This window comes from Streptomyces sp. JB150, from assembly GCF_011193355.1.
Taxonomy (GTDB): domain Bacteria; phylum Actinomycetota; class Actinomycetes; order Streptomycetales; family Streptomycetaceae; genus Streptomyces.
Genome location: NZ_CP049780.1, coordinates 4,692,436 through 4,714,025, shown reverse-complemented (window position 1 = coordinate 4,714,025; position 21,590 = coordinate 4,692,436). Strand labels below are relative to the sequence as shown.

The 21,590-nt window shown below is 71.7% G+C and carries 21 protein-coding genes; 6 read left to right on the top strand and 15 right to left on the bottom strand.

Annotation, left to right across the window (positions count from 1 at the left end):
• The first annotated feature begins 127 nt into the window (after positions 1–127).
• Together G7Z13_RS21995 and G7Z13_RS21990 are read left to right on the top strand one after the other, a co-directional pair.
• Complete coding sequence (locus tag G7Z13_RS21995; protein WP_166001877.1) at positions 128–703, top strand: VanZ family protein; 576 nt, start codon at positions 128–130, stop codon at positions 701–703.
• Positions 704–774: 71 nt separating this feature from the next.
• Positions 775–987 carry a PspC domain-containing protein gene (locus G7Z13_RS21990; protein ID WP_166001875.1) on the top strand — a complete coding sequence of 71 codons (213 nt, stop codon included), beginning with the start codon at positions 775–777 and terminating at the stop codon, positions 985–987.
• 79 nt (positions 988–1,066) lie between these two features.
• Here G7Z13_RS21990 and G7Z13_RS21985 read toward each other — a convergent pair whose 3' ends face one another.
• Both G7Z13_RS21985 and G7Z13_RS21980 read right to left on the bottom strand, forming a co-directional pair.
• A complete protein-coding gene (locus G7Z13_RS21985; RefSeq protein WP_166001873.1) occupies positions 1,067–1,423 on the bottom strand; it encodes an ATP-binding protein in 357 nt (118 codons plus the stop codon).
• A gap of 160 nt (positions 1,424–1,583) precedes the next feature.
• Positions 1,584–2,747, bottom strand: a complete 1,164-nt coding sequence (locus G7Z13_RS21980; RefSeq protein ID WP_166001871.1) for an adenosine deaminase — start codon at positions 2,745–2,747, stop codon at positions 1,584–1,586.
• Between the two features lie 113 nt (positions 2,748–2,860).
• Between G7Z13_RS21980 and G7Z13_RS21975 the strand changes: the two genes are divergently transcribed.
• Positions 2,861–3,625 carry an alpha/beta hydrolase gene (locus G7Z13_RS21975; RefSeq protein ID WP_166001869.1) on the top strand — a complete coding sequence of 255 codons (765 nt, stop codon included), beginning with the start codon at positions 2,861–2,863 and terminating at the stop codon, positions 3,623–3,625.
• An 80-nt stretch (positions 3,626–3,705) separates the two neighbouring features.
• On the opposite strand, the gene G7Z13_RS21970 is transcribed toward G7Z13_RS21975, so the two are convergent.
• A complete protein-coding gene (locus G7Z13_RS21970) occupies positions 3,706–4,656 on the bottom strand; it encodes a LysR family transcriptional regulator (protein ID WP_166001867.1) in 951 nt (316 codons plus the stop codon).
• 63 nt (positions 4,657–4,719) lie between these two features.
• Here G7Z13_RS21970 and G7Z13_RS21965 point away from each other — a divergent pair, with 63 nt between their 5' ends.
• The gene (locus G7Z13_RS21965) at positions 4,720–5,991 is read left to right on the top strand and encodes an MFS transporter (protein ID WP_166001865.1); all 1,272 of its coding nucleotides are present in this window, start codon (positions 4,720–4,722) and stop codon (positions 5,989–5,991) included.
• Between the two features lie 165 nt (positions 5,992–6,156).
• Positions 6,157–7,170: a sigma-70 family RNA polymerase sigma factor gene (locus G7Z13_RS21960; RefSeq protein WP_166001862.1), complete on the top strand. Its 1,014-nt coding sequence runs from the start codon at positions 6,157–6,159 to the stop codon at positions 7,168–7,170.
• Here G7Z13_RS21960 and G7Z13_RS21955 read toward each other — a convergent pair.
• Complete coding sequence (locus tag G7Z13_RS21955; protein ID WP_166001860.1) at positions 7,054–7,440, bottom strand: STAS domain-containing protein; 387 nt, start codon at positions 7,438–7,440, stop codon at positions 7,054–7,056. The genes G7Z13_RS21960 and G7Z13_RS21955 overlap by 117 nt on opposite strands.
• A gap of 140 nt (positions 7,441–7,580) precedes the next feature.
• Here G7Z13_RS21955 and G7Z13_RS21950 point away from each other — a divergent pair, with 140 nt between their 5' ends.
• Positions 7,581–8,501 (top strand): AEC family transporter, encoded by a 921-nt coding sequence (locus G7Z13_RS21950; protein ID WP_166001858.1) that lies wholly within the window; start codon positions 7,581–7,583, stop codon positions 8,499–8,501.
• Between the two features lie 7 nt (positions 8,502–8,508).
• Here G7Z13_RS21950 and G7Z13_RS21945 read toward each other — a convergent pair whose 3' ends face one another.
• The 11 genes from G7Z13_RS21945 to G7Z13_RS21895 form a co-directional block, all read right to left on the bottom strand.
• Complete coding sequence (locus G7Z13_RS21945) at positions 8,509–9,093, bottom strand: Uma2 family endonuclease (RefSeq protein WP_166001855.1); 585 nt, start codon at positions 9,091–9,093, stop codon at positions 8,509–8,511.
• A gap of 95 nt (positions 9,094–9,188) precedes the next feature.
• Positions 9,189–10,466: a thymidine phosphorylase gene (locus G7Z13_RS21940; protein WP_166001853.1), complete on the bottom strand. Its 1,278-nt coding sequence runs from the start codon at positions 10,464–10,466 to the stop codon at positions 9,189–9,191.
• Between the two features lie 91 nt (positions 10,467–10,557).
• Positions 10,558–10,947, bottom strand: a complete 390-nt coding sequence (locus G7Z13_RS21935) for a cytidine deaminase (protein ID WP_166001851.1) — start codon at positions 10,945–10,947, stop codon at positions 10,558–10,560.
• The gene (locus tag G7Z13_RS21930) at positions 10,944–12,209 is read right to left on the bottom strand and encodes an ABC transporter permease (protein ID WP_166001849.1); all 1,266 of its coding nucleotides are present in this window, start codon (positions 12,207–12,209) and stop codon (positions 10,944–10,946) included. Before G7Z13_RS21930 ends, G7Z13_RS21935 begins: the two co-directional genes overlap by 4 nt.
• Positions 12,206–13,327: an ABC transporter permease gene (locus G7Z13_RS21925; RefSeq protein WP_166001847.1), complete on the bottom strand. Its 1,122-nt coding sequence runs from the start codon at positions 13,325–13,327 to the stop codon at positions 12,206–12,208. Before G7Z13_RS21925 ends, G7Z13_RS21930 begins: the two co-directional genes overlap by 4 nt.
• Complete coding sequence (locus tag G7Z13_RS21920) at positions 13,327–14,949, bottom strand: ABC transporter ATP-binding protein (protein WP_166005192.1); 1,623 nt, start codon at positions 14,947–14,949, stop codon at positions 13,327–13,329. The genes G7Z13_RS21925 and G7Z13_RS21920 overlap by 1 nt, the downstream gene beginning before the upstream one ends.
• Before the next feature lie 162 nt (positions 14,950–15,111).
• Positions 15,112–16,158 (bottom strand): BMP family ABC transporter substrate-binding protein, encoded by a 1,047-nt coding sequence (locus G7Z13_RS21915; protein WP_166001845.1) that lies wholly within the window; start codon positions 16,156–16,158, stop codon positions 15,112–15,114.
• A 297-nt stretch (positions 16,159–16,455) separates the two neighbouring features.
• Positions 16,456–17,505, bottom strand: coding sequence for a BMP family ABC transporter substrate-binding protein (locus G7Z13_RS21910; RefSeq protein ID WP_166001843.1), 1,050 nt, complete (start codon positions 17,503–17,505; stop codon positions 16,456–16,458).
• A 664-nt stretch (positions 17,506–18,169) separates the two neighbouring features.
• Entirely contained in the window at positions 18,170–19,405 is a 1,236-nt protein-coding gene (locus tag G7Z13_RS21905; RefSeq protein ID WP_166005190.1) for a M20 family metallopeptidase, read from the bottom strand.
• Positions 19,406–19,668: 263 nt separating this feature from the next.
• Entirely contained in the window at positions 19,669–20,754 is a 1,086-nt protein-coding gene (locus tag G7Z13_RS21900) for a hypothetical protein (RefSeq protein ID WP_166001841.1), read from the bottom strand.
• A 35-nt stretch (positions 20,755–20,789) separates the two neighbouring features.
• The coding region (locus G7Z13_RS21895; RefSeq protein WP_166001839.1) for an N-acetylneuraminate synthase family protein at positions 20,790–21,590 on the bottom strand (801 nt) is incomplete at its 5' end.

Here is a 21,590-nt window from a genome sequence, read left to right as displayed (position 1 = left end):
CTCCTCGCGCCCCGCGCGCTCCCGCCGGGCGGGCGTGCGTCGCGGTCCGCGGGTGTGGTGGACGCCTCATCGGGGCCGGGCGGGGGAACACGGAACCGATCCCGGCGCGGGCCGCGTCTAGGGGGGCGTGCAGCGTCAAGGCTCCAGGGGCGGCAGCGCCGCGATCCGCATCCGGGTGACAGGGGGTGTCCTCCTCGTCGCGCACCTCGCGCTCGTCGCCTGGCTGACGCTGCGTCCGCTGGACCTGCCCTGGGTGATGCCCGGCAATCTGCGTCCGCTGGACGGCATCCGGGCCGATCTGGCGCTGGGCTGGCCGCAGGCGGCCCGGCGGATCGGGGAGGGGCTGGCGCTGCTGGCGCCGCTCGGGGTGCTGCTGCCGATGGCGGGCGGGCGGCTGACCGTCTCCCCGCTGGTCTCCTTCGTCCGGACCACCGCCGCCGGAGTGCTGATCTCGCTGGCCATCGAGCTGGCGCAGAGCGGGGTGCCGGGGCGGGTCGTGGACGTGGACTCGCTGCTGCTGAACACCACGGGCGTGGCGCTGGCGCATCTGCTGGTGGTTCCGGCCGGGCGGGCGTGGCTGCGGCGCCGGGCGGAACACCGGCCGCAGGCCTCCCCGGAGGGGCCGTCTCAGGGGCGGACCCCGACGATTCCCAGGGTCGGGATCGCCCCGTGGAGTGATGCTTTGCCCCCTTCGGCTCCGTAACGTGGAGGGCAGATGAGGGGGCCGGACGGGCCGCCTCGCCCGACGCTCCCCGCGAGCACGAAGGAGTCGCCATGTCCCGCCTTGCCCGCCCCACCAGCGGCCGGATGATCGGCGGAGTGTGCGCAGCGCTGGCACGGCGCTTCGGCACCTCCGCGAGGACGATGCGGGTGATCTTCCTGGTCTCCTGCCTGCTGCCGGGACCCCAGTTCCTGCTCTATCTCGCGCTGTGGATCCTGCTGCCCTCGGAGGGCAAGGCCGGCGGCGCCACGCGTACGGCCTGGTGAGCGGGCCGTCGCGGACACAGCGGCGGGGCGCACCCCGGGGCGGCCGGAGGTGCGCCCCGTCGGGGCGTGCGGAGGGCGGTCAGCCCAGCGGGACGCCGTTCACCGACAGGCCGGGCGTGGGCAGCCCCTGCACCGGCAGACCGCCGAGCAGGTGGGCGAACGGACCGGTCGGGCCCTCGGCGAGCACCTGCTCGGCGGCGGGCTGCGCGGCCCGCAGGCCCGCCTCCAGTGTGGTCTGCCCCTGGGCCAGCGCCTCGCTCGCGCCCGGCACGGTCCGGTCGAGGTTCTCCGCCGGGAGGGTGCGGTTGACGGTGTCCGGGACCGTGCCGGTGGTGTCCGCGAGGCTCGGGGCGGCGTTGGCGGCACCCGCACCGGCGGCGGCGAAGGCGACGCCGAGGGCGGCGACACCGAGGGTCTTGGCAGCAGACTGCTTCATGGTGAATTGCGTCCTTGACTGACTCGAAAGAAATCGGGATGACGGTGGGTTGCGAGAGGCGCCCAGAAACGTAAACACTCGGGCCCGTCCACCGCAAACATCGAAATGCGGACGGATGGTGAACGCCTCTTCACCGCCCTGGTCCCCCGACCGCCCGGAATCAGACCTGCGGAGGGGTGAAACCGCTGGTGGAGGCCGTCTGCTGAAACAGCCACTCGGATTTCAGACCGGCATATCCGGGTTTGATGACGTCATTGATCATGGCCAGTCGTTCATCGAAAGGAATGAACGCTGATTTCATCGCATTGACGGAGAACCACTGCAGGTCGTCGAGCGTGTAACCGAACACCTCGACAAGGTGCTCGAATTCCCGGCTCATGCTCGTGCCGGACATCAGGCGGTTGTCGGTGTTGACCGTGACCCGGAAGTGCAGGCGGCGCAGCAGGCCGATGGGGTGCTCGGCGTAGGAGCGGGCGGCGCCGGTCTGGAGGTTGGAGCTGGGGCACAGCTCCAGCGGGATCCGCTTGTCGCGGACGTAGGAGGCGAGCCGGCCGAGGCGGACGGTGCCGTCCTCGGCGACCTCGATGTCGTCGACGATGCGCACCCCGTGGCCGAGCCGGTCGGCGCCGCACCACTGGAGCGCCTGCCAGATGGACGGCAGCCCGAAGGCCTCGCCGGCGTGGATGGTGAAGTGGTTGTTCTCCCGCTTCAGGTACTCGAAGGCGTCGAGGTGGCGGGTGGGCGGGTGGCCGGCCTCGGCGCCCGCGATGTCGAAGCCGACGACGCCCTCGTCGCGGTAGCGGTTGGCGAGCTCGGCGATCTCCAGGGAACGGGCTGCGTGCCGCATGGCGGTGAGCAGCGCGCCCACGCGGATGCGCCGGCCGGCCTTGCCGGCCCGCCGCTCGCCCTCGCGGAAGCCCTCGTTCACGGCCTCGACGACCTCTTCGAGGCCGAGCCCGCCGTCGAGGTGCTGTTCGGGGGCGTAGCGGACCTCGGCGTAGACGACGCCGTCCGCGGCGAGGTCCTCGACGCACTCGGCGGCGACCCGGAACAGCGCGTCGCGGCTCTGCATGACGCCGACGGTGTGCGAGAAGGTCTCCAGGTACCGCTCCAGGGAGCCGGAGTCGGCGGCCTCGCGGAACCAGAGGCCGAGTTTGCCGGGGTCGGTCTCCGGGAGGTGGGCGTATCCGGCCTCGAGGGCCAGGTCGACGACCGTGGAGGGGCGCAGGCCGCCGTCGAGGTGGTCGTGGAGCAGAACTTTGGGTGCCCGGCGGATCTGGTCCGAGCTCGGGGTGGTCCCCGTCCGTTCGGTCTGGCTCGTCATTCGCGCACCATAACGCCTACGCGCGTAGAGCGCGTTCCGCACCTCCGCGTCGATACGCAAAGGTGACCGCACGGACGGATGGCGTACCCGGCGTCTTCTGACACTGTTCTGTCATGGCACAGCAAGCGACGGCGGTTCGCAGGGCCCGGCTGGGGCGGGCGTTCGGTCCGGAGCCGACCGCGGTGAGCGGTGTGGTACTGCTGCTCCCCGGCGGCGAGGAGACCTCCGACCGCAGACCGTCCGCACTCCTGGCGGCCGCGTCGGTACGGGCGTTGGGGCGGCGGCTGACCCGGGCGGGCGGCGGCGACGGCCTCGCCGTCCACGTCGTGCACTACCGCTATCGCGGCTGGAACGGCGGCGACGCGCGGCTGGCGAGCGACGCGTCCTGGGCCGTGGACGAGATCGTCCGGCGGTACGGGGACGTGCCGGTGTGTCTCACCGGCGTCGACATGGGCGCGCGGGCGGCGCTGCGCGCGGGCGGGCACGAGGCCGTCAACTCGGTGGTGGCGATCGCTCCCTGGCTGCCGGAGGACGATGTCGCGGTGCCACCCGAACCGGTGAAACAGCTCGCGGGGCGGCGGGTGCTGATGGTGCACGGCACGAACGACGAGCGGACCGATCCGGAGCTGTCGTTCCGGCTGGCGGCGCGGCTGAAGAAGGTGAACCGGGAGGTGTGCCGGTTCGAAGTGCACTCCGACCGGCACCGGTTGCGGCAGCACCGGGAGGAAGTGGGGGCGCTGGTGGAGGACTTCGTGATGGGCGCGATGTTCGGGCGGCCGTTGTCGCGGCCGGTGGAGGACGCGCTGGCGGCTCCGCCGCCGCTGGGGCTGCGGATGCCGCTGGCTGCCGGGTTCGGGACGTCACTGCGGCGCCGCTGAGGGTGCCCGTCGTCCCGCGGGTGCGGGTGGGGGTGGTTTCTCGCGCGGTTCCCCGCTCCCCCGAGGAAGGACGGCCGCCGTCAGTTCAGGAGGTTGCCCTTGCGGGAGAGCAGGAACTTCTTGAAGGCCGCGACCGGAGGGGTGTCCACGCCGCCCGCCATCCAGGCGACGCCGATCTCCCGTACGGCTCTGGGGGCCGTGACCGTCAGTTCCGCCACTCCGGGGCGGGGGACGGCGGGCGGGGGCAGCAGGGCGACGCCCAGGCCCGCGGCGACCAGGCCCCGCAGGGTCTCGGCCTCCTCGCCCTCGAAGGCGACCTTCGGGCGGAAGCCGGCCTCGGCGCACAGGGCGTCGGTGATGCGGCGCAGCCCGTAGCCGGGCTCCAGGGTGACGAAGGACTCGTCGGCGGCCTCGGCGAGGCGGACGCGTCTGCGGGTGGCCAGGCGGTGGTCGGCGGGGACGACGAGGCGGAGCTTCTGTTCGTCCAGGCGGCGCGCGACCAGGTCGGGGGCGTCGGGGACCGGCGAGGTCAGGCAGAGGTCGAGTTCGCCGGCGCGCATGCGCTCGATCATGGCCTCGCCGTAGTTCTGCACGAGGGCGAAGCGCACGCGCGGGTGGTCGGCGCGGAAGGCGCGGATCAGGCCGGGGACGGTCTCCGTGCCCATCGTGTGCAGGAAGCCGAAGGCGACCTTGCCGGTGGTGGGGTCGGCGTCGGCGCGGACCTCCTCGGCGGCGCGCTCGATCTCCGCGAGGGCGCGCTCGACGGAGGTGAGGAAGGTGCGGCCGGCGGGGGTGAGGGCGACGGTCCGGCCGCGGCGGGCGAACAGCTCGACGCCGAGGTCCTGTTCGAGCCGGACCATGGCCCGCGAGAGCGTCGACTGCGGGACGTTCATCTCCCGCGCGGCGCGGGTGACGTGCTCGGTGCGGGCGACGCCCGCGAAGTACGCGAGGCGTGGGGCGAGCGTCATCGCCATGTCTTCTGTGTCACCGGACTGTGACAGGTGCCCCTGTGACCTCTGCTGATGCGCCATGGGAACGATTATGGCGAATCCATGCATTGGACGGATGAGCGTGGGGGTCCGTACGTTCGAAGCATGTCTCCCGCCAGTACCGGGGCGTCCACCACCGTGGGCGCCGCATCGACCGTTCCCGACTCACGTATGGCCCCGGGCGGGCCTGGCTACCGCCGGATGAGCTTCGCCCTCTTCCTCGCGGGCGTGGCGACCTTCGCGCTGCTGTACTCCACCCAGGCCCTGCTGCCGCTGATCTCCGGTGACTTCGGGGTGAGCGCGAGCGAGGCGAGCTGGACCGTGGCGGCCGCCACCGGCGGGCTCGCCCTCTTCGTCATCCCGATGAGCGCGCTGTCCGAGCGGTTCGGACGCCGTACGGTCATGACGGCGTCCCTGGCGGTGGCCGTGATCGTCGCGCTGCTGGTGCCGTTCGCGTCCTCGCTGACCGCGCTGGTCGTGCTGCGCGCGGTGCAGGGCGCGGCGCTGGCCGGGGTGCCCGCGTCGGCGACGGCGTATCTGGCGGAGGAGGTCCGGCCCCGGGCGCTGATCACCGCGATCGGTCTGTTCGTGGCGGGCAACAGCGTCGGCGGGATGAGCGGCCGGGTCATCACCGGCTGGGTCGCGCAGGAATGGGGCTGGCGGGTCGCGCTCGGCGCGCTGGGCCTGGTCGCGGTGGGCTGCGCGGCCGCCTTCCGGCTGCTGCTGCCGGCGCCCCGGCACTTCACGCGGGCTTCGCTGCGCCCGCGGGTGCTGGCCCGCACGGTCCGCGACCACCTCGCGAACCCGCTGCTGCGCCGGCTGTACGCGATCGGCGCGCTGTTCATGACCGTCTTCGGCGGGGTTTACACGGTGATCGGCTACCGGCTGACGGACGCGCCGTTCTCGCTGCCGCAGGGCGTCGTCGGCTCGGTCTTCCTGGTGTACCTGGTGGGCACGGTGTCGGCGTCGGCGGCGGGGCGGCTGGTCGGCCGGCTCGGGCGGCGCGGCGCGCTCTACCTGGGCGGCTCCACCACCGCGGCGGGCCTGCTGCTGTCGCTGGCGGACTCGCTGCCGCTGGTGCTGCTGGGCCTGGTGCTGATCACGGCGGGCTTCTTCGCGGGCCACGCGGTGGCGTCCTCGGCGGTCAGCAAGACCGCGACGCACGGGCGGGCGCAGGCCTCGGCGCTGTACCAGTCGGCGTACTACGTCGGCTCCAGCGCGGGCAGCACGGCGGGCGCGGTGGCCTTCCACGCGGGCGGCTGGGCGGGGACGGTCGGGGTCGGGCTGCTGGCGGTGGCCGGGGTCGTCGGCATCACCGTGCTCGGCTCGCTGGCGGCGGCGCGCGGCCGGTCCCGGGTGGTCACCCGGGCCGCCTGACCGGGTCCGGGCGCCGCCCCGGTCCCCGGCGGGCGGCGCCCTCCGGAACCCCCTCCACCTGCGGCTCTTCCCGCTCCGGGGGCCGTTGTCAGTGGGCTGCGGTAGCTTCCGAGGTGCTGGGGCGCGAAGGCGCGGCACGGAACGGCCACATGGGGTGGGTGGACGATGAGCGACACCACGGCGACAACGGACCTCGACGTCGAACTGGAGAAATACCGCGTCGAACTGACCGGCTACTGCTACCGCATGCTCGGCTCCTCCTTCGAGGCCGAGGACGCGGTCCAGGACACCATGGTCCGCGCCTGGCGCAGCCACGAGAAGTTCGAAGGCCGCTCCAGCCTCCGCTCCTGGCTCTACCGGATCGCGACCAACGTCTGTCTGGACATGCTGACGGCGGGCAACAAGCGGGCCCGGCCGATGGACCTGACCGAGGCGACCCCGCTCGCCCGGGCGGCCCTCTCCCCCCGCCCGGACCACACCTGGCTGGAGCCGATGCCGGACGCGCGGGTGCTGCCGGCCACCGCGGACCCGGCGGAGGCGGCGGTCGCCAAGGAGTCGGTGCGGCTCGCGTTCATGGCGGCGCTCCAGCGGCTGCCGGCCAAGCAGCGGGCGGTGCTGATCCTGCGCGAGGTGCTGGCATGGAAGGCGAGCGAGGTCGCCGAGCTGCTCGGTACCTCGGTCGCCTCCGTCAACAGCGCCCTGCAGCGGGCCCGCGCGACGCTCGCCGAGCGCGCCGAGCCGGGCGCCGACGCGGCCGTCGCCGACCCGCTGGACGAGGAGCAGAAGAAGCTCCTGGAGCGCTATGTCGCGGCCTTCGAGGGCTATGACATGACGGCGCTGACGGCGTTGCTGCACGAGGACGCCGTGATGACGATGCCGCCGTTCGACCTGTGGCTGCGCGGCCCGGGGGACATCACCGGCTTCATGACCACCCTCGGCTCCGCCTGCGCGGGCTCGCGGCTGCGGCCCGTCGAGGTGAACGGGCTGCCGGGCTTCGCGCACTACAAGCCGGACCCGGAGGGCGGCGGCTTCGTCCCGTGGGCGGTGCAGGTGCTGGAGATGTCAGACGGCCGGATCACCGGGTTCCATTTCTTCCTGGACACCAAGCGGTGGTTCCCGCTGTTCGGGCTGCCCCTCCACCTCGAAGCGGAGACCGACCAGGTCGAGAAGGGCGGGTAGCGCGGGGTCCGGGTCCCGCAGCCGGATGTGCCCGCCGGCCCGCCGGGCCGCCAGTTGGAGCCGGGCGAGCAGATCGACCACGGCGAGCCCGGGTGGTCCGAGCCCGCCGACGTCGCACACCACGACCGACGCCCCGCCGTCCTCCAGCAGGGCGCGCACGTCCTCGCACAGGCCCCTCACCTCGTCCCGGGTGACGGGTCCGGCCAGCACGAGTTCCGCGGGTGTCATGGCGTCCACGTGCGGTAGACCGGGCGGGCGGGCGGAACTCATCGTGACGCGTCGCCGCGTCAGGTCGTCGGCGTCACATTGACCGGGACGGGCACGGTGACCAGGGTTGCGTGCATGCCCCATCGATCATCCTCGCGCCGCCGCCCCGGCCGTCCGCCGCTCCGCCGCACCGAGGGGGCGCCGTGCAGGGGGTGCTGAGCGGGTTCGCGGTGATCGCGGTGGTGATCGTCGTGGGCTACGCGATAGGCCGGCGCGGCTACCTCGGCGAGCAGGGCCGGGAGGTGCTGACCAAGCTCGCCTTCCACGTGGCGTCCCCCGCGCTGCTGTTCACCACGCTCGCGGGGGCGGACCTGTCGGTGGTGTTCTCCAACCGGCTGCTCGTGACCGCGCTCAGCACGGCGGCGATGGCGGCGGCGTTCGTGGCGGTGGGGGTCGTACGCCACTGGGGGGTGGGGCGTACGACGATCGGCGCGCTGTGCGCCGGGTACGTCAACTCCGGCAACCTCGGCATCCCGATCGCGGTGTACGTCCTCGGTGACGCCTCCCTGGTGGCGCCCGTGCTGCTGTTCCAGCTCGTCGGGGTGACGCCGGTCGCGGTGACGATCCTCGATCTCGCGTCGGGCGGGGCGCAGCGGCCCCTGTGGCAGCGGCTGCTGACTCCGCTGCGCAATCCGATCGCGGTGGGTTCGCTGGCGGGGGTGGCGGTGTCGGCGGCGGGCGTCCCGGTGCCCGGGCCGGTCATGGACCCGCTGACCCTGATCGGCAACATGTCCGTCCCGGCGGTGCTGCTGGCCTTCGGCATCTCCCTGCGGGGCAGCACGCTGCCGCTGCGGGGCGAGGAGAGGGGGCCGGTGCTGCTGGCCGTGGGACTCAAGACTGTGGCCATGCCGGTGGTCGCCTGGGCCCTGGGAGCGGGGGTCTTCGGGCTGCGGGGCGCGGCCCTGCTCGACGTGGTGGTGACCTCGGCCCTGCCCGCCGCGCAGAACCTGTACACGTACGCGAGCACCTACCGGGTGGGCGAGGTGCTGGCCCGCGAGGCGATCCTGCTGTCGACGGTGGTGTCGGTGCCGGGGTTGGTGGTGGTGGCGGCGGTGTTGGGGTGAGGGCGGGTCAGTTGGTGGGGAACTCGCCGGTGTCGAGGGTCAGATCGAACGGCTCGGGCAGCTTGATCGGGTCGCCGAACTTCACCGCGCTCAGGACGCGGTAGACGTCCCCCTTCGGCTCGCCGTAGAGCGTGACGGTGGGGCCGCCAGGGGCCCAGCGGTCGACGAGGAGGTAGAGCGGGATACCGGCCGTCGCGTAGGCGGCGGGCTTGCTGACGCGGTCGTGGCGGGCGTTCGACTTCGAGGTCACCTCGACGACGAGTTCTGCGAGGGCGGCAGGGATGTGCGAATCCGTCTCCGCGCATTCCTGCACCGGCGTCACCAGCAGGTCCGGGATGAGCATGCCCAGCCGTGAGGGTACGGCGATGGCCTGCGTCTGGAAGATCTCCCAGTCCTCGGGGATCACGGAGTACAGGCGACGCTGGATGCGAGCCGCGATCACGTTGTGGCGGGTCGCGGGAGCAGGTGACACGGTGACGATCCCCTCGATGATCTCCACCTTGCTGCCCTCAGGCCATTCCATCTCCTCCCAGAAGCGGACCAGGTCGTCCCAGCCCTGCTCGGGGTCGTGGCTGACGGTGAGTGCGCTCATGGCGGTCTCCTATCGGTGCGTCACCGATCCCAGCATGCCGAACGGGACCGGTGGTGGTCCACCGGTCCCGTTCACCCGAAAGGGGAAACCGCAGGTCAGGCGATACGTTCCAGCACCACCGGGGACGGGGTGAAGTCCGTGCCGGGGGCGGCGATGTCGAAGGAGCCGCGGACCGCCTCCAGGGCGTACTCGAAGCGCTCGGGGGTGTCCGTGTGGAGGGTCAGGAGGGGCTGACCCTTGGTGACCGTGTCGCCCGGCTTGGCGTGCATCTCGACGCCCGCCGCCGCCTGCACCGGGTCCTCCTTGCGGGCGCGGCCCGCGCCGAGACGCCAGGCGGCGATGCCGATGTCGTAGGCGTCGAGGCGGGTCAGGACGCCGGCGGACGGGGCCTTGACGACGTGCTGTTCGCGGGAGGTGGGGAGCGGGGCGTCCGGGTCGCCGCCCTGGGCCGCGATCATGCGGCGCCAGACGTCCATCGCCGAGCCGTCGGCCAGCGCCTTCGCGGGGTCCGCGTCCTTCACGCCGGCCGCGTCGAGCATCTCGCGGGCAAGGGCGATGGTCAGCTCGACCACGTCGGCGGGGCCGCCGCCGGCGAGGACCTCGACCGACTCGCGGACCTCCAGGGCGTTGCCGGCCGTGAGGCCGAGCGGGGTCGACATGTCGGTCAGCAGCGCGACCGTCTTCACGCCGTGGTCCGTGCCGAGGCCGACCATCGTGGAGGCCAGCTCGCGCGCGTCCTCGATCGTCTTCATGAAGGCGCCGGAGCCGACCTTCACGTCCAGGACCAGGGAGCCCGTGCCCTCGGCGATCTTCTTCGACATGATCGAGGAGGCGATGAGCGGGATCGCCTCGACCGTGCCGGTGACGTCGCGGAGCGCGTACAGCTTCTTGTCCGCGGGGGCGAGGCCGTCGCCCGCCGCGCAGATCACCGCGCCGGTGCTGTCCAGGACCGACAGCATCTCCTCGTTGGAGAGCAGCGCGCGCCAGCCGGGGATCGACTCCAGCTTGTCGAGGGTGCCGCCGGTGTGGCCGAGACCGCGGCCGGAGAGCTGCGGGACGGCCGCGCCGCAGGCCGCGACCAGGGGGGCCAGCGGCAGGGTGATCTTGTCGCCGACGCCGCCCGTGGAGTGCTTGTCGGCGGTCGGGCGGGACAGGGACGAGAAGTCCATGCGCTCGCCGGAGGCGATCATCGCGGCGGTCCAGCGGGCGATCTCCCGGCGGTTCATGCCGTTGAGCAGGATCGCCATGGCGAGCGCGGACATCTGCTCGTCGGCGACCTCCCCGCGGGTGTACGCGTCGATGACCCAGTCGATCTGCTCGTCGCTGAGTTCACCGCGGTCCCGCTTGGTGCGGATGACGGAGATGACGTCCATGCCTGGCTTTCCTTCCGATGGTCCGGGACGTGTCCGGGAAGTGCGCGGCCCCTCTGATCGGGTGTCGGGTCAGAGGGGCCGCGGCGGGGAGTTACTTGGTGAGATGGTCCGGGCCGAAGGCCTGGGGCAGCATCTGGGAGAGGCGGAGGATTCCCTCCGGGGTCTCCAGCAGGAGGTCGGGGCCGCCGAACTCGTACAGCAGCTGCCGGCACCGGCCGCACGGGACGAGGATGTCGCCCTTGCCGTCGACGCAGGTGAAGTGGGTCAGCCGGCCGCCGCCGGTGCGCTGCAGCTCGGAGACCAGGCCGCACTCGGCGCACAGGCCGAGGCCGTAGGAGGCGTTCTCCACGTTGCAGCCGGAGACCGTGCGGCCGTCGTCGACGAGGGCGGCGACGCCGACCGGGTAGCCCGAGTAGGGGGCGTAGGCGTGGGACATGGCCTCCCGCGCCAGCTCCCGCAGGGCGTCCCAGTCGACGGTCACTTGCCCTGCCCCTTCCGGTACGGCAGTCCGTCCGCCTTCGGCATCCGCAGGCGCTGCGCCGACAGGGCGAGGACGACCAGCGTGATGACGTACGGCGTGGCGGAGACGACCTGGTTGGGGACCTCGTTGGTGCCGGCGTACCAGGCGAAGACGAGGGCGCCGACCACCAGGGTGATCACGGCGTGCACGTACTTCTTGCGGATCGCCAGCCAGATCGCGCCGACGAGCAGCAGGATGGCGCCGAGCAGCAGCAGGGCGTGGACGTTCTCGGAGCCGCCGCGCAGGTTGAGGCTGTCGGTGTAGCCGAACAGTCCGGCACCGAGGGCGAGGCCGCCCGGCATCCAGTTGCCGAAGATCATCGCCGCGAGGCCGATGAAGCCGCGGCCGGAGACCTGGCCCTCCAGGTAGAAGGGGTTGGCCACGATGGACAGGAAGGCGCCGCCGAGGCCGGCCAGGCCGCCGGAGATGATCACGGCGAGGTACTTGTACTTGTGGACGTTCACGCCGAGGGACTCGGCCGCGACCGGGTTCTCGCCGCAGGAGCGCAGCCGCAGGCCGAACGCGGTGCGCCACAGGATCCACCAGGTGGCGGGGACCAGGGCGACGGCGATCAGGGTCAGCCAGGACACGTTGGTGACCAGGCCGCCCAGCAGGCCGGCGATGTCGGAGATCAGGAACCAGCCCTTGTCGTTGAGGTCCCGCAGGGCGTCGGACAGGCCCGGCACGGTGAAGTGGCCGAGCGGCTCGACCGCCGGGGACTGCTTGGCGGAGCCGCCCTGGTGGCCGACGAAGGCGAGCGGGGCCAGGTAGCGGGTGGCGCCGAGGGCGAGGATGTTGATCGCCACACCGGAGACGATGTGGTTGACGTTGAAGGTGACGGTGACGAAGGCGTGCAGCAGGCCGCCGAGGCAGCCGCCGATGATGCCGACGAGGACACCGGTCCACGGGCCCCACTGGAAGCCCGCCCAGGCACCGAACCAGGTGCCGAGGATCATCATGCCCTCGAGGCCGATGTTGACGACGCCCGCGCGCTCGGCCCACAGGCCGCCGAGGCCGGCGAGGCCGATCGGCACGGCGAGCTGGAGCGCGGTGGACATCTGGCTGACGTTGGTGATGCCGTCGGCGCCGGTGATGATGCGCACCAGCGAGGTCAGCGCCAGGGCTCCGGCGATGACCAGCAGCAGCACGGGCCACGACATCCGGCGGCCGGCCGGCGCCGTGGGCTGGAGGGTGGGCTGGTTGACGTCGGTCGCGGTGGTCATCGGCCTGCCGCCTCCTTCGTGTTGTTGTCGGCGCCGAGGACGTGACCGGCGGCCAGCTCCGCGCCGACCCGGCGCTGCTGGCGGCGCAGGCCCCACTCGCGGACGGCCTCGTAGGAGACGACGACCGAGAGGACGATCAGGCCCTGCATGATGACCGCGATCTCCTTGTCGTAGCCGTGGAAGTCCAGCTCGGGCGAGGCCTTGTCGAGCCAGGCCCACAGCAGGGCGGCGAAGGCGATGCCGACGGGGCTGTTGCGGCCGAGCAGGGCGATGCCGATGCCGAGGAAGCCGATGCCGGTGGGGAAGTTCAGGCTGTAGGTGTGGGTGTCGCCCATCAGGATGGGCAGGCCCGCGAGGCCGGCGATGGCGCCGGAGATGAGCATGGCGGTCAGGACCATGCGCTTGGGGTCGACGCCGCTGGCCGCGGCCGCGGTCTCGGAGGCGCCGGAGGCGCGCAGGTCGAAGCCGAAGCGGGTGCGGTTGAGGACGACCCAGTAGCCGATGCCGAGCAGCACGGCGAGGACGACCAGGCCGTAGATCTCGCCGGACTTGCCCAGGTCGATGCCGGGGATCCAGCCGGAGGAGTGCATCTCGCCGGTGGTGTTGTTGTTGCCGACCTTGACGCCGAAGACGTCCGGCAGCCACAGGTAGGCGATGACGGAGGTGGCGATCGCGTTGAGCATGATCGTCGCGACCACCTCGCTGACGCCCCGGGTGACCTTCAGGACACCGGCGATGCCGGACCAGAAGGCGCCGGTGAGCAGCGCGGTCAGCAGCAGCAGCGGCACCTGGAGGGCGGCCGGCAGGTTGGCGTGGGCGCCGACGATGGCGGCCATCATGGCGGCGAGCTGGTACTGGCCGTCGACACCGATGTTGAACAGGTTCATCCGGAAGCCGATGGCCACCGCGAGGGCCGCGATGTAGTACAGCGTGGCCTGGTTCAGGATGCGGACCTGGATGTCGGAGAACGTGGCCTGCTCGAACATCACGGCGAACGGCTCGACCGGGTTCTTGCCGGAGGCGATCAGCACGATGGCGCTGAGCGCGAAGGCCACGGCGAGCGCGATGACCGGCCCGGCCACCGCGAGGAGCACGCGCTCCTTGTCGAACTTCTTCATCAGCGGGCCTCGTCTTCCGGAGACTCGCCGGACGTGCGAAGGCCGGGAGTCTCGGGGGTCTCTTCGTGTTCCAGGTGGCCGGTGGCGGCGCCGGTCATCGCCGAGCCCAGCTCCTCGGGGGTGATGGTGGCCGGGTCGGCGTCCGCGACGAGCCTGCCGTTGTAGATCACCCGGAGGGTGTCGGACAGGCCGATCAGCTCGTCGAGGTCGGCGGAGATCAGCAGCACGGCCAGGCCTTCGCGGCGGGCCTCGCGGATGTGGTCCCAGATGGCGGCCTGCGCGCCGACGTCCACACCGCGGGTGGGGTGGGCGGCGATCAGGAACTTGGGGTGGTGGCTCATCTCACGGCCGACGATCAGCTTCTGCTGGTTGCCGCCGGAGAGGGAGGCCGCGGTGACGTCGATGCCGGGGGTGCGGACGTCGTACTCCGTCACGATGCGGCGGGTGTCGTCCTGGGCCGCCTTCGGGTCCAGCCAGACGCCCTTGGCGTTGGGCCGCTCGGTGACGTGGCCGAGGATGCGGTTCTCCCAGAGGGGGGCCTCCAGGAGCAGGCCGTGGCGGTGGCGGTCCTCGGGGATGTAGCCGATGCCCTGCTCGCGGCGCTTGCGGGTGGCCCAGGCGGTGATCTCCTCACCCTCCAGGGTGATGGTGCCGGAGTCGGCGTGCCGCAGGCCGATCAGGGCGTCGACCAGCTCGGTCTGGCCGTTGCCCTCGACGCCGGCGATGCCCAGGACCTCGCCCGCGTGGATGGTGAAGGAGATGTCGTCGAGGATCGCCTTGCCGCCGGGGGCCGCGAGACGCAGCTTGTCGACGGTGAGCACCGGGCGGTCGGTGACCGTGGACTCGGCGGTCTCGGGCGTGGGCAGCTCGCTGCCGACCATCATCTCGGCGAGCTGGCGCGGGGTGATCTCGGAGGGGACGGCCGTGCCGACGGTCGTGCCGCGGCGGATGACGGTGATGTCGTCGGCGACCGACAGGACCTCGCCCAGCTTGTGGGAGATGAAGATGACCGACAGGCCCTCGGCCTTCAGCTCGCGCAGGTTGGCGAAGAGCGCGTCGACCTCCTGCGGCACGAGCACGGCGGTCGGCTCGTCCAGGATCAGCGTGCGGGCGCCGCGGTAGAGGACCTTGAGGATCTCCACGCGCTGGCGGGCGGCGACGCCGAGTTCCTCGACCAGCAGGTCGGGCTTGACGTCGAGGCCGTAGCGCTCGGAGATCTCCTTGATCTTGCGCCGGGCCTTGCCGCCGATGCCGTACAGCTTCTCGCTGCCCAGCACCACGTTCTCCAGCACGGTCAGGTTGTCGGCCAGCATGAAGTGCTGGTGGACCATGCCGATGCCGCGGGCGATGGCGTCGGCCGGGGACGAGAAGGAGACCTGCTCGCCGTCGATCGCGATGGTGCCCTCGTCCGGCTTCTGCATGCCGTAGAGGATCTTCATCAGGGTCGATTTGCCGGCGCCGTTCTCGCCGACGAGGGCGTGGACGGTGCCCTTGCGGACGGTGAGGTGGATGTCGTGGTTGGCCACGACACCGGGGAATCGCTTGGTGATCCCGGCGAGTTCGACGGCGGTCGCCTGACCGTTGACCGCCGCTCCGGCCGGAGGGCTGCTGGACGCGTTGATGGCGCACTCTCCTGGGGACGGGGGTCGTCTACGCGCGTAGCGCCCCTACGGCATACAAGGGGACCGGCGCACCGCGACAACGGGGTACGGGGAGCAGGTCCCCGTACCCCGTCGAGCGGGCGCGACCCCGTGGTTACACGCTGCTCAGGGTGTAGCGGATGATCAGCTGCTCTTGACCTTGATCTCGCCGCTGACGATCTTCTCCTTGGCGGTCTCGACGGCTTCCTGGACCTCGGCGTCACCGGCGAACTTCGGGTTGGAGTTCGACAGGCTCACCTCGCCGGACTTCAGATCGCCACGAACGATACCGGTCTGCGGCTTACCGTCCTCGACCGACTTCGCCAGGTTGTAGACCGCCTTGGCGACGTCCTTCATCGCCGAGGTGAGGATCGAGTCCTTGTACTTGGCGAGGGCTTCCTGCTTGTACTGGTCGGAGTCGACACCGATCGCCCACACCTTGTTGGCGGCGGCGGCCTCGATCACGCCCTGGCCGGACAGGCCGGCGGCCGCGTAGACGACGTCGGCCTTCTTCTCGATCTGGCCCTCGGCGGCCGTCTTGCCCTTGTCCGGGCTGGAGAAGCCACCCTCCTCGGCCGTCTGGGTCAGGTACTGGGAGAGGACCTTGACCTTCGGGTCGGTGTCCTTGACGCCCTGCTCGAAGCCCGCCTGGAACTTGTGGATCAGCGGGATGTCGACACCGCCGACGAAGCCCACGACCTTGGACTTGGTGGACTTGGCGGCGGCGACGCCGGCCAGGTACGAGGCCTGCTCCTCGGAGAAAACCAGGTCGGCGACGTTCTTCGCCTGGACCGTGGAGTCGTCCACGATGCCGAAGGTGGTGTCCGGGTACTTCTCGGCGGCGCCCTTGACGGCGGCGGCGTACGCGTAGCCGACACCCACGACCGGGTTGTAGCCCTGCTTGGCCAGGGACTCCAGGCGCTGCTGCTTGTCGGCGTCCGTCTCGCCCTCGGTGGGCTCGATGTCGGCCGTCTCGTACTTGAACTCCTTCTTCGCCTGCTCCAGGCCCGCGTACGCGGCGTCGTTGAAGGACTGGTCGCCCTTGCCGCCGACGTCGTAGGCGATGGCGAGGCCCTTGTCGCTGTCGGAGGACGAGCCGCTCTCCGTGGAGGTGCCGCCGCAGGCGGACAGAGCGAGGGCGAGGGAGGCGGTCGCTGCGCCTGCGACCGCGATGCGGGAAACCCGGCGCATGGTGTGGTGCTCCTGTCGTACAACGCGCCGCGAGAGGTTCAGCATCGGCGCTGGCTTCGCCGCAGATTAACGCGCGTAGACCTGCCTGAAAACCCCTTCTGTCCACCTTGTTATCCGCCCGTGGCCAACGCCACGGAAGCCGCGGGCCGAGGCTTGCCGACCGCAAACAAGGGGTGGCGGTGGGTGACCTGGGCGGGACACGGGAAGCGGGCGGGGCACATGAGGCGCCCGCCCGCTTCGAGCCGGTACGACCGGATTCGCCCGTTCAGGTGGGCGGTACGGCCGTGACGCGTGCCGTTACTCGGTCCTGACCTTGATCTGGCCGCCGGTGATGCCCTCCTTGGCCTTCTCCACGGCGTCCTTCAGGCCCGGGATCTCGGCGTACTCCGGGTTGCTCTCGGACAGGCCGACGCCGTTCACCTTCAGGTCGAAGGTCTGGGTGCCGGTCAGCGGCTTGCCGTCCTCGACGGACTTGGCCAGGGCGTAGACCGCGCCGCCGACGTCCTTCAGGGCGGAGGTGAGGATGGAGTCCTTGTACGCCGCGAGGGCTTCCTGCCGGTACTGGTCTGAGTCGACGCCGATCGCCCAGACCTTGGCCTTGGCGGCGGCCTCGATGACGCCCTGGCCGGAGAGGCCGGCCGCCTGGTAGACGACGTCCGCCTTCTTCTCGATCTGGCCCTCGGCGGCGGCCTTGCCCTTGTCCGGGCTGGAGAAGCCGCCCTCCTCGGCGGTCTGGGTCAGGTACTGCGAGAGGACCTTGACCTTGCCGCCGCTGGTGTCCTCGACGCCCTGCTTGTAGCCGGCCTCGAACTTGTGGATCAGCGGGATGTCCACGCCGCCGACGAAACCGACGGTGTTCGTCTTGGTGGCCTTCGCGGCGGCGACGCCCGCGAGGTAGGAGGCCTGCTCCTCGGCGAAGACCAGGGAGGTGACGTTGTCGCCCTCGACGACGGAGTCGACGATGCCGAAGGTGGTGTCGGGGTAGTCCTTCGCCACGGCCTCCATCGCGGGGCCGTACGCGAAGCCGACGCCGATCACCGGGTTGTAGCCCTGCTTGGCGAGGGACGCCAGGCGCTGCTCCTTGTCGGCGTCCGTCTCGCCCTCGGTGGGCTCGATGTCGGCGGTCTTGTACGTGAACTCGTCCTTGGCCTTGGTCAGGCCGGCGAAGGCGGCGTCGTTGAACGACTGGTCGCCCTTTCCGCCGATGTCGTACGCGATGGCGAGGCCGAGGTTCTCCTTCTCGCCGTCGCCGCCGCCTTCGCCGCTGGTGCCGCCGCAGGCGGTGGCGGCGAGGGCGAGGGACGCGACGCCCACCGTGACGCGGGTCAGTTTGGATATCCGACGCATCTGAAGTTCCCCATTCTCCAAAGCCCCGCAGTGGGTGCTCGGTTCGGCGCACATTAACGCGCGTAGACACTCCAGGGAACGGGGTTCCTTGTGGCCGTTATCCATTCGTGCCGGTGGTCGTTACGTGCAGGTGAACCACGTGCTCGAAAGGTGCGCTCGGGGCACTTCCAGGCTGCAACGGCGCTGCGCTGGGCACAAGCGGGGTGGGGTGGGTGGGGGTGGGGTGCGCTGCGTCTCGCCTCGGCTGCGCCATCGCCCCCCGGTGTTTCCCACCCGCACCACCCGTGCGGCAATCGTCGCCGGGTGCGGGTGGCCCCTGTGGGGCGCCTCCGCCGTCGGCGTCTGCGGCTCCGGGGAGGGGGAACGGTTGGGGGCTGCGCCCCCCAGCCAGCCGGTCACATCAGCAGCCCGACGCCCGAGGCGACCACAGCCCGAGAGACACACCCACCCCGGACTGACCGGTGAGCCACCACAACGAGGGCGCCCACCGGACCCGCTCCCGACCACGCACCCCGCGCGGTGGTGCGGGAAGCCGCCGACGGTGAAGGCGCCCCACGGAGGCCACCCACACCCTGCCACCCCTCCCGCACGGGCCGTGTGGGAGGGAAACACAGCGGACGATGACGCAGCCGAGGCCGCACAGCCCCGTACGGGCGGGAAGCCGTCAGTGGCCCGAGTCGAGGAGGGCTGCCGCGGTGAAGAGTTCGACGCCGACCGTGATGGCGTGTTCGTCGACGTCGAAGTCGCCCTGGTGCAGGTCGCGGACGGTGCGCTCGCCGGGGGTGCGGACGCCGAGGCGGGCCATGGCGCCGGGGACGTGCTCCAGGTACCAGGAGAAGTCCTCGCCGCCGAGGCTCTGCTCGGTGTCCTCGACGGAGTCCATGCCGCGCCGGACGGTCATGGCGTCGCGGAGGAGTTCGGAGACGCCGGGATCGTTGACGACGGGCGGGACGCCCCGGACGTAGTTGATCTCGGACTTGGCCCGGTGCAGCCCGGCGACCTCGTCGATCGCGGCGTGCACCAGGTCCGGCGCCTGCCGCCAGGCCTCCAGGTCGAGGCAGCGGACCGTACCGGACAGCTCCGCGTGCTGGGGGATGACGTTCGGCGCGTGGCCGGACTCGATGCGCCCCCAGGTGACGGAGAGGCCGCTGCGCGCGTCGACGCGGCGGGCGATGATCGCCGGGACGTCGGTGACCACCCGCGCCACGGCGGTGACCAGGTCGGTCGTCAGGTGCGGCCGGGCGGTGTGGCCGCCGGGGCCGTCGAGGGCGATCTCCAGCCGGTCGCAGGCGGAGGTGATCGCGCCGTGGCGCAGCCCGATGCGGCCGGCGTCGACCCGCGGGTCGCAGTGCACGGCGATGATCCGGGCCACCCCGTCCAGCACGCCGCCGTTCTCGATGGCGTCGGCGGCGCCGCCGGGGAGGACTTCCTCGGCGGGCTGGAAGAGCAGCCGGACGGGGCGCGGCAGCAGGCCCTGCCGGTGCAGGTCGGCGAGAACGAGTCCGGCGCCGAGCACCACCGTGGTGTGCACGTCGTGGCCGCAGGCGTGGCAGCGGTCGGGCACGGTGGAGCGGTAGGCGCACTCCGTCTTGGCGTCCGGGATGGGCAGCGCGTCGATGTCCGCGCGCATCGCCAGCATCTCGGGGCCGCCGCTCCACTCGCCGCCGTCCGCGCCGATGTCACAGACGAGGCCGGTGCCGCTCGGGAGCACCCGCGGCTTGAGGCCCGCCCGCTCCAGCCGGGCCTTGATCGCCTTGGTGGTGCGGAACTCCTGATTGCCCAGCTCGGGGTGCATGTGCAGGTCGCGGCGGAACGCGACCAGCTCAGCGCGCAGCGGCTCCGGCAGGGTGCCGGGCAGCATGGCTTCCCCGGGGAGATCGGCCTCGGACTCCAGTGACATCAATTGCTTCACCCTCTGAAGGGTAGGACGTCCGGACGGCCAACTGTCCTGAGATCAACAAAAGTTCTACCCGTTAGGGGAAGAAAAATCGGCCGCCGAACGCATAGGTACCAGGTCGGGTGGGTAAACTCGCGCGACTCGGCCGATCCCGACGACCGGCCGGGCCGGTGCAAGACCCATCCACTTCTCCACGGATACCACGCCCTGGCTGAGCCACGCTCGACTGTTCACCCACCGGAACGGTCCCGAGCCGGGTTCCCGCCCTAGACCGCCCGCACCGCCGACAGCCGGTGCACGTCCCGTGCGGTGCCCGTCACACCCTTGAGGAAGCCCTGGGCGCGGGGGGAGGCGGTGCTGGTGAGCCATGCCGGGTCGATGTCGCAGACGGCGACGCGCACCTCGGTGCCGGCGAGGGCCAGCGGGAGGGTGTGCACGACCGTCGAGGGAAAGCTGAGGATCGTACGGCCGATCGGGCCCCGGCGGGCTATCAGCTCCAGCGGCAGGTCGGGGCGTACGACCTCCAGGCCGGTCTCCACGGCCAGCCGGTGGAGTTTGTCCGCGCTCTCGCGGCGGTGGGCGAAGTAGCGCGCGGCGCCGTGGGTGTGTGCGAGGGAGCGGACGGCGGCCAGGTAGCGGTCGCCGTCGACGACGCCGGTCTCGACCAGGGAGGTGCCGACCATGTCGGCGCCCCGGGTGATGCGGGGCGGGCCGAAGCGGGACCGGGTCCAGGAGAAGTCGTTGGCCCGGACGGTCACCCCGTCCGGCGTCTCCTCGATCGGCATCGAGGAGAAGATCTCCACGCGGCGGTCCGCGGCCGGGGTGAGGCGGCGGCGGGCCGAGGAGGAGACGGGGGCGAAGGCCAGGTCGCGCGGGCCGGGGCGGGTGCCCTTGCGGTGCCAGCGGACCAGGCGCTCGCCGCGGGCCAGCTGGGTGACGAACTCCATCGTGGCCGTGCCGTCGTCGACGACGACCAGGTCACGGGCGCGGGTGATGGTCAGCAGCAGCTGGACGTAGCGGGAGAACGGGTCGCCCATGACGATGCGGCGGGCGCGGCGCAGGGGTCCGGTCAGCCCGCCGACCGTCTGGAAGGGGGCCAGCGCGCCGCCGCGCGCCTCCTCCCAGCGGACCTGGTGGCCCTCGCGCCGGGCCAGCTCGGCCATGCGGCGCAGCTGGCCGCGGGTCATGGGGTCGACGGGCGACAGGACCACCAGGGTGAGCCCCGCGCCGGGGTCGTGGGCGTGCGCCCACTCCAGCACGTTCAGCAGCTGTACCGGACTCTCGACGAAGGCGAGGGTGTCGAGGGCGCGGGTTTCTGCGCGGCGGCCGGTTCTCCCGGCGCGGGGGCTCATCGGCGTACGACCGTCCCGTCGTCAGTGATCCGGACTCACACCGTGACCGGCTCGCCCGCCGCCGCGGCGATCTCCGCCTCGGCGACCACGCCGGTGACGCGGCGCAGCTTCTTCATGGGGCCGAGCTCGGAGTCGTAGACCTTCTTCACGCCGTCGCCGAGGGAGGCCTCGATGGTGCGGATGTCGCGGACGAGGCGGGTCAGGCCCTGCGGCTCGACGGAGGCGGCCTGGTCGGAGCCCCACATGGCGCGGTCGAGGGTGATGTGGCGCTCGACGAAGACGGCGCCGAGGGCGACGGCGGCGAGGGTGGTCTGCAGGCCGGTCTCGTGGCCGGAGTAGCCGATCGGGACGTTCGGGTACTCCTTCTCCAGCGTGTTGATCACGCGGAGGTTCAGCTCCTCGGCCTTGGCCGGGTAGGTGGAGGTGGCGTGGCAGAGCAGGATGTTGTCGCTGCCCAGGACCTCGACGGCGTGCCGGATCTGCTTCGGCGTGGACATGCCGGTGGAGAGGATGATCGTGCGGCCGGTGGCGCGCAGGGCGCGCAGCAGCTCGTCGTCGGTGAGGGAGGCGGAGGCCACCTTGTGGGCGGGGACGTCGAACTTCTCCAGGAAGGCGACGGCCTCGGTGTCCCACGGGGAGGCGAACCAGTCGATCCCCTTCTCCTTGCAGTACTCGTCGATCTGGCGGTACTCGTCCTCGCCGAACTCCACCCGGTGGCGGTAGTCGATGTAGGTCATGCGGCCCCAGGGGGTGTCGCGCTCGATGTCCCACTGGTCGCGCGGGGTGCAGATATCGGGGGTGCGCTTTTGGAACTTGACAGCTTCGCAGCCCGCCTC

Coding starts and splice junctions, on each gene's coding strand:
- G7Z13_RS21990 (WP_166001875.1), top strand. CDS start 775: ATGTCCCGCCTTGCCCGCCCCACCAGCGGCCGGATGATCGGCGGAGTG.
- G7Z13_RS21985 (WP_166001873.1), bottom strand. CDS start 1,423: ATGAAGCAGTCTGCTGCCAAGACCCTCGGTGTCGCCGCCCTCGGCGTC.
- G7Z13_RS21980 (WP_166001871.1), bottom strand. CDS start 2,747: ATGACGAGCCAGACCGAACGGACGGGGACCACCCCGAGCTCGGACCAG.
- G7Z13_RS21975 (WP_166001869.1), top strand. CDS start 2,861: ATGGCACAGCAAGCGACGGCGGTTCGCAGGGCCCGGCTGGGGCGGGCG.
- G7Z13_RS21970 (WP_166001867.1), bottom strand. CDS start 4,656: ATGGCGCATCAGCAGAGGTCACAGGGGCACCTGTCACAGTCCGGTGAC.
- G7Z13_RS21965 (WP_166001865.1), top strand. CDS start 4,720: ATGTCTCCCGCCAGTACCGGGGCGTCCACCACCGTGGGCGCCGCATCG.
- G7Z13_RS21960 (WP_166001862.1), top strand. CDS start 6,157: ATGAGCGACACCACGGCGACAACGGACCTCGACGTCGAACTGGAGAAA.
- G7Z13_RS21955 (WP_166001860.1), bottom strand. CDS start 7,440: ATGAGTTCCGCCCGCCCGCCCGGTCTACCGCACGTGGACGCCATGACA.
- G7Z13_RS21945 (WP_166001855.1), bottom strand. CDS start 9,093: ATGAGCGCACTCACCGTCAGCCACGACCCCGAGCAGGGCTGGGACGAC.
- G7Z13_RS21940 (WP_166001853.1), bottom strand. CDS start 10,466: ATGGACGTCATCTCCGTCATCCGCACCAAGCGGGACCGCGGTGAACTC.
- G7Z13_RS21930 (WP_166001849.1), bottom strand. CDS start 12,209: ATGACCACCGCGACCGACGTCAACCAGCCCACCCTCCAGCCCACGGCG.
- G7Z13_RS21925 (WP_166001847.1), bottom strand. CDS start 13,327: ATGAAGAAGTTCGACAAGGAGCGCGTGCTCCTCGCGGTGGCCGGGCCG.
- G7Z13_RS21915 (WP_166001845.1), bottom strand. CDS start 16,158: ATGCGCCGGGTTTCCCGCATCGCGGTCGCAGGCGCAGCGACCGCCTCC.
- G7Z13_RS21910 (WP_166001843.1), bottom strand. CDS start 17,505: ATGCGTCGGATATCCAAACTGACCCGCGTCACGGTGGGCGTCGCGTCC.
- G7Z13_RS21905 (WP_166005190.1), bottom strand. CDS start 19,405: ATGTCACTGGAGTCCGAGGCCGATCTCCCCGGGGAAGCCATGCTGCCC.
- G7Z13_RS21900 (WP_166001841.1), bottom strand. CDS start 20,754: ATGAGCCCCCGCGCCGGGAGAACCGGCCGCCGCGCAGAAACCCGCGCC.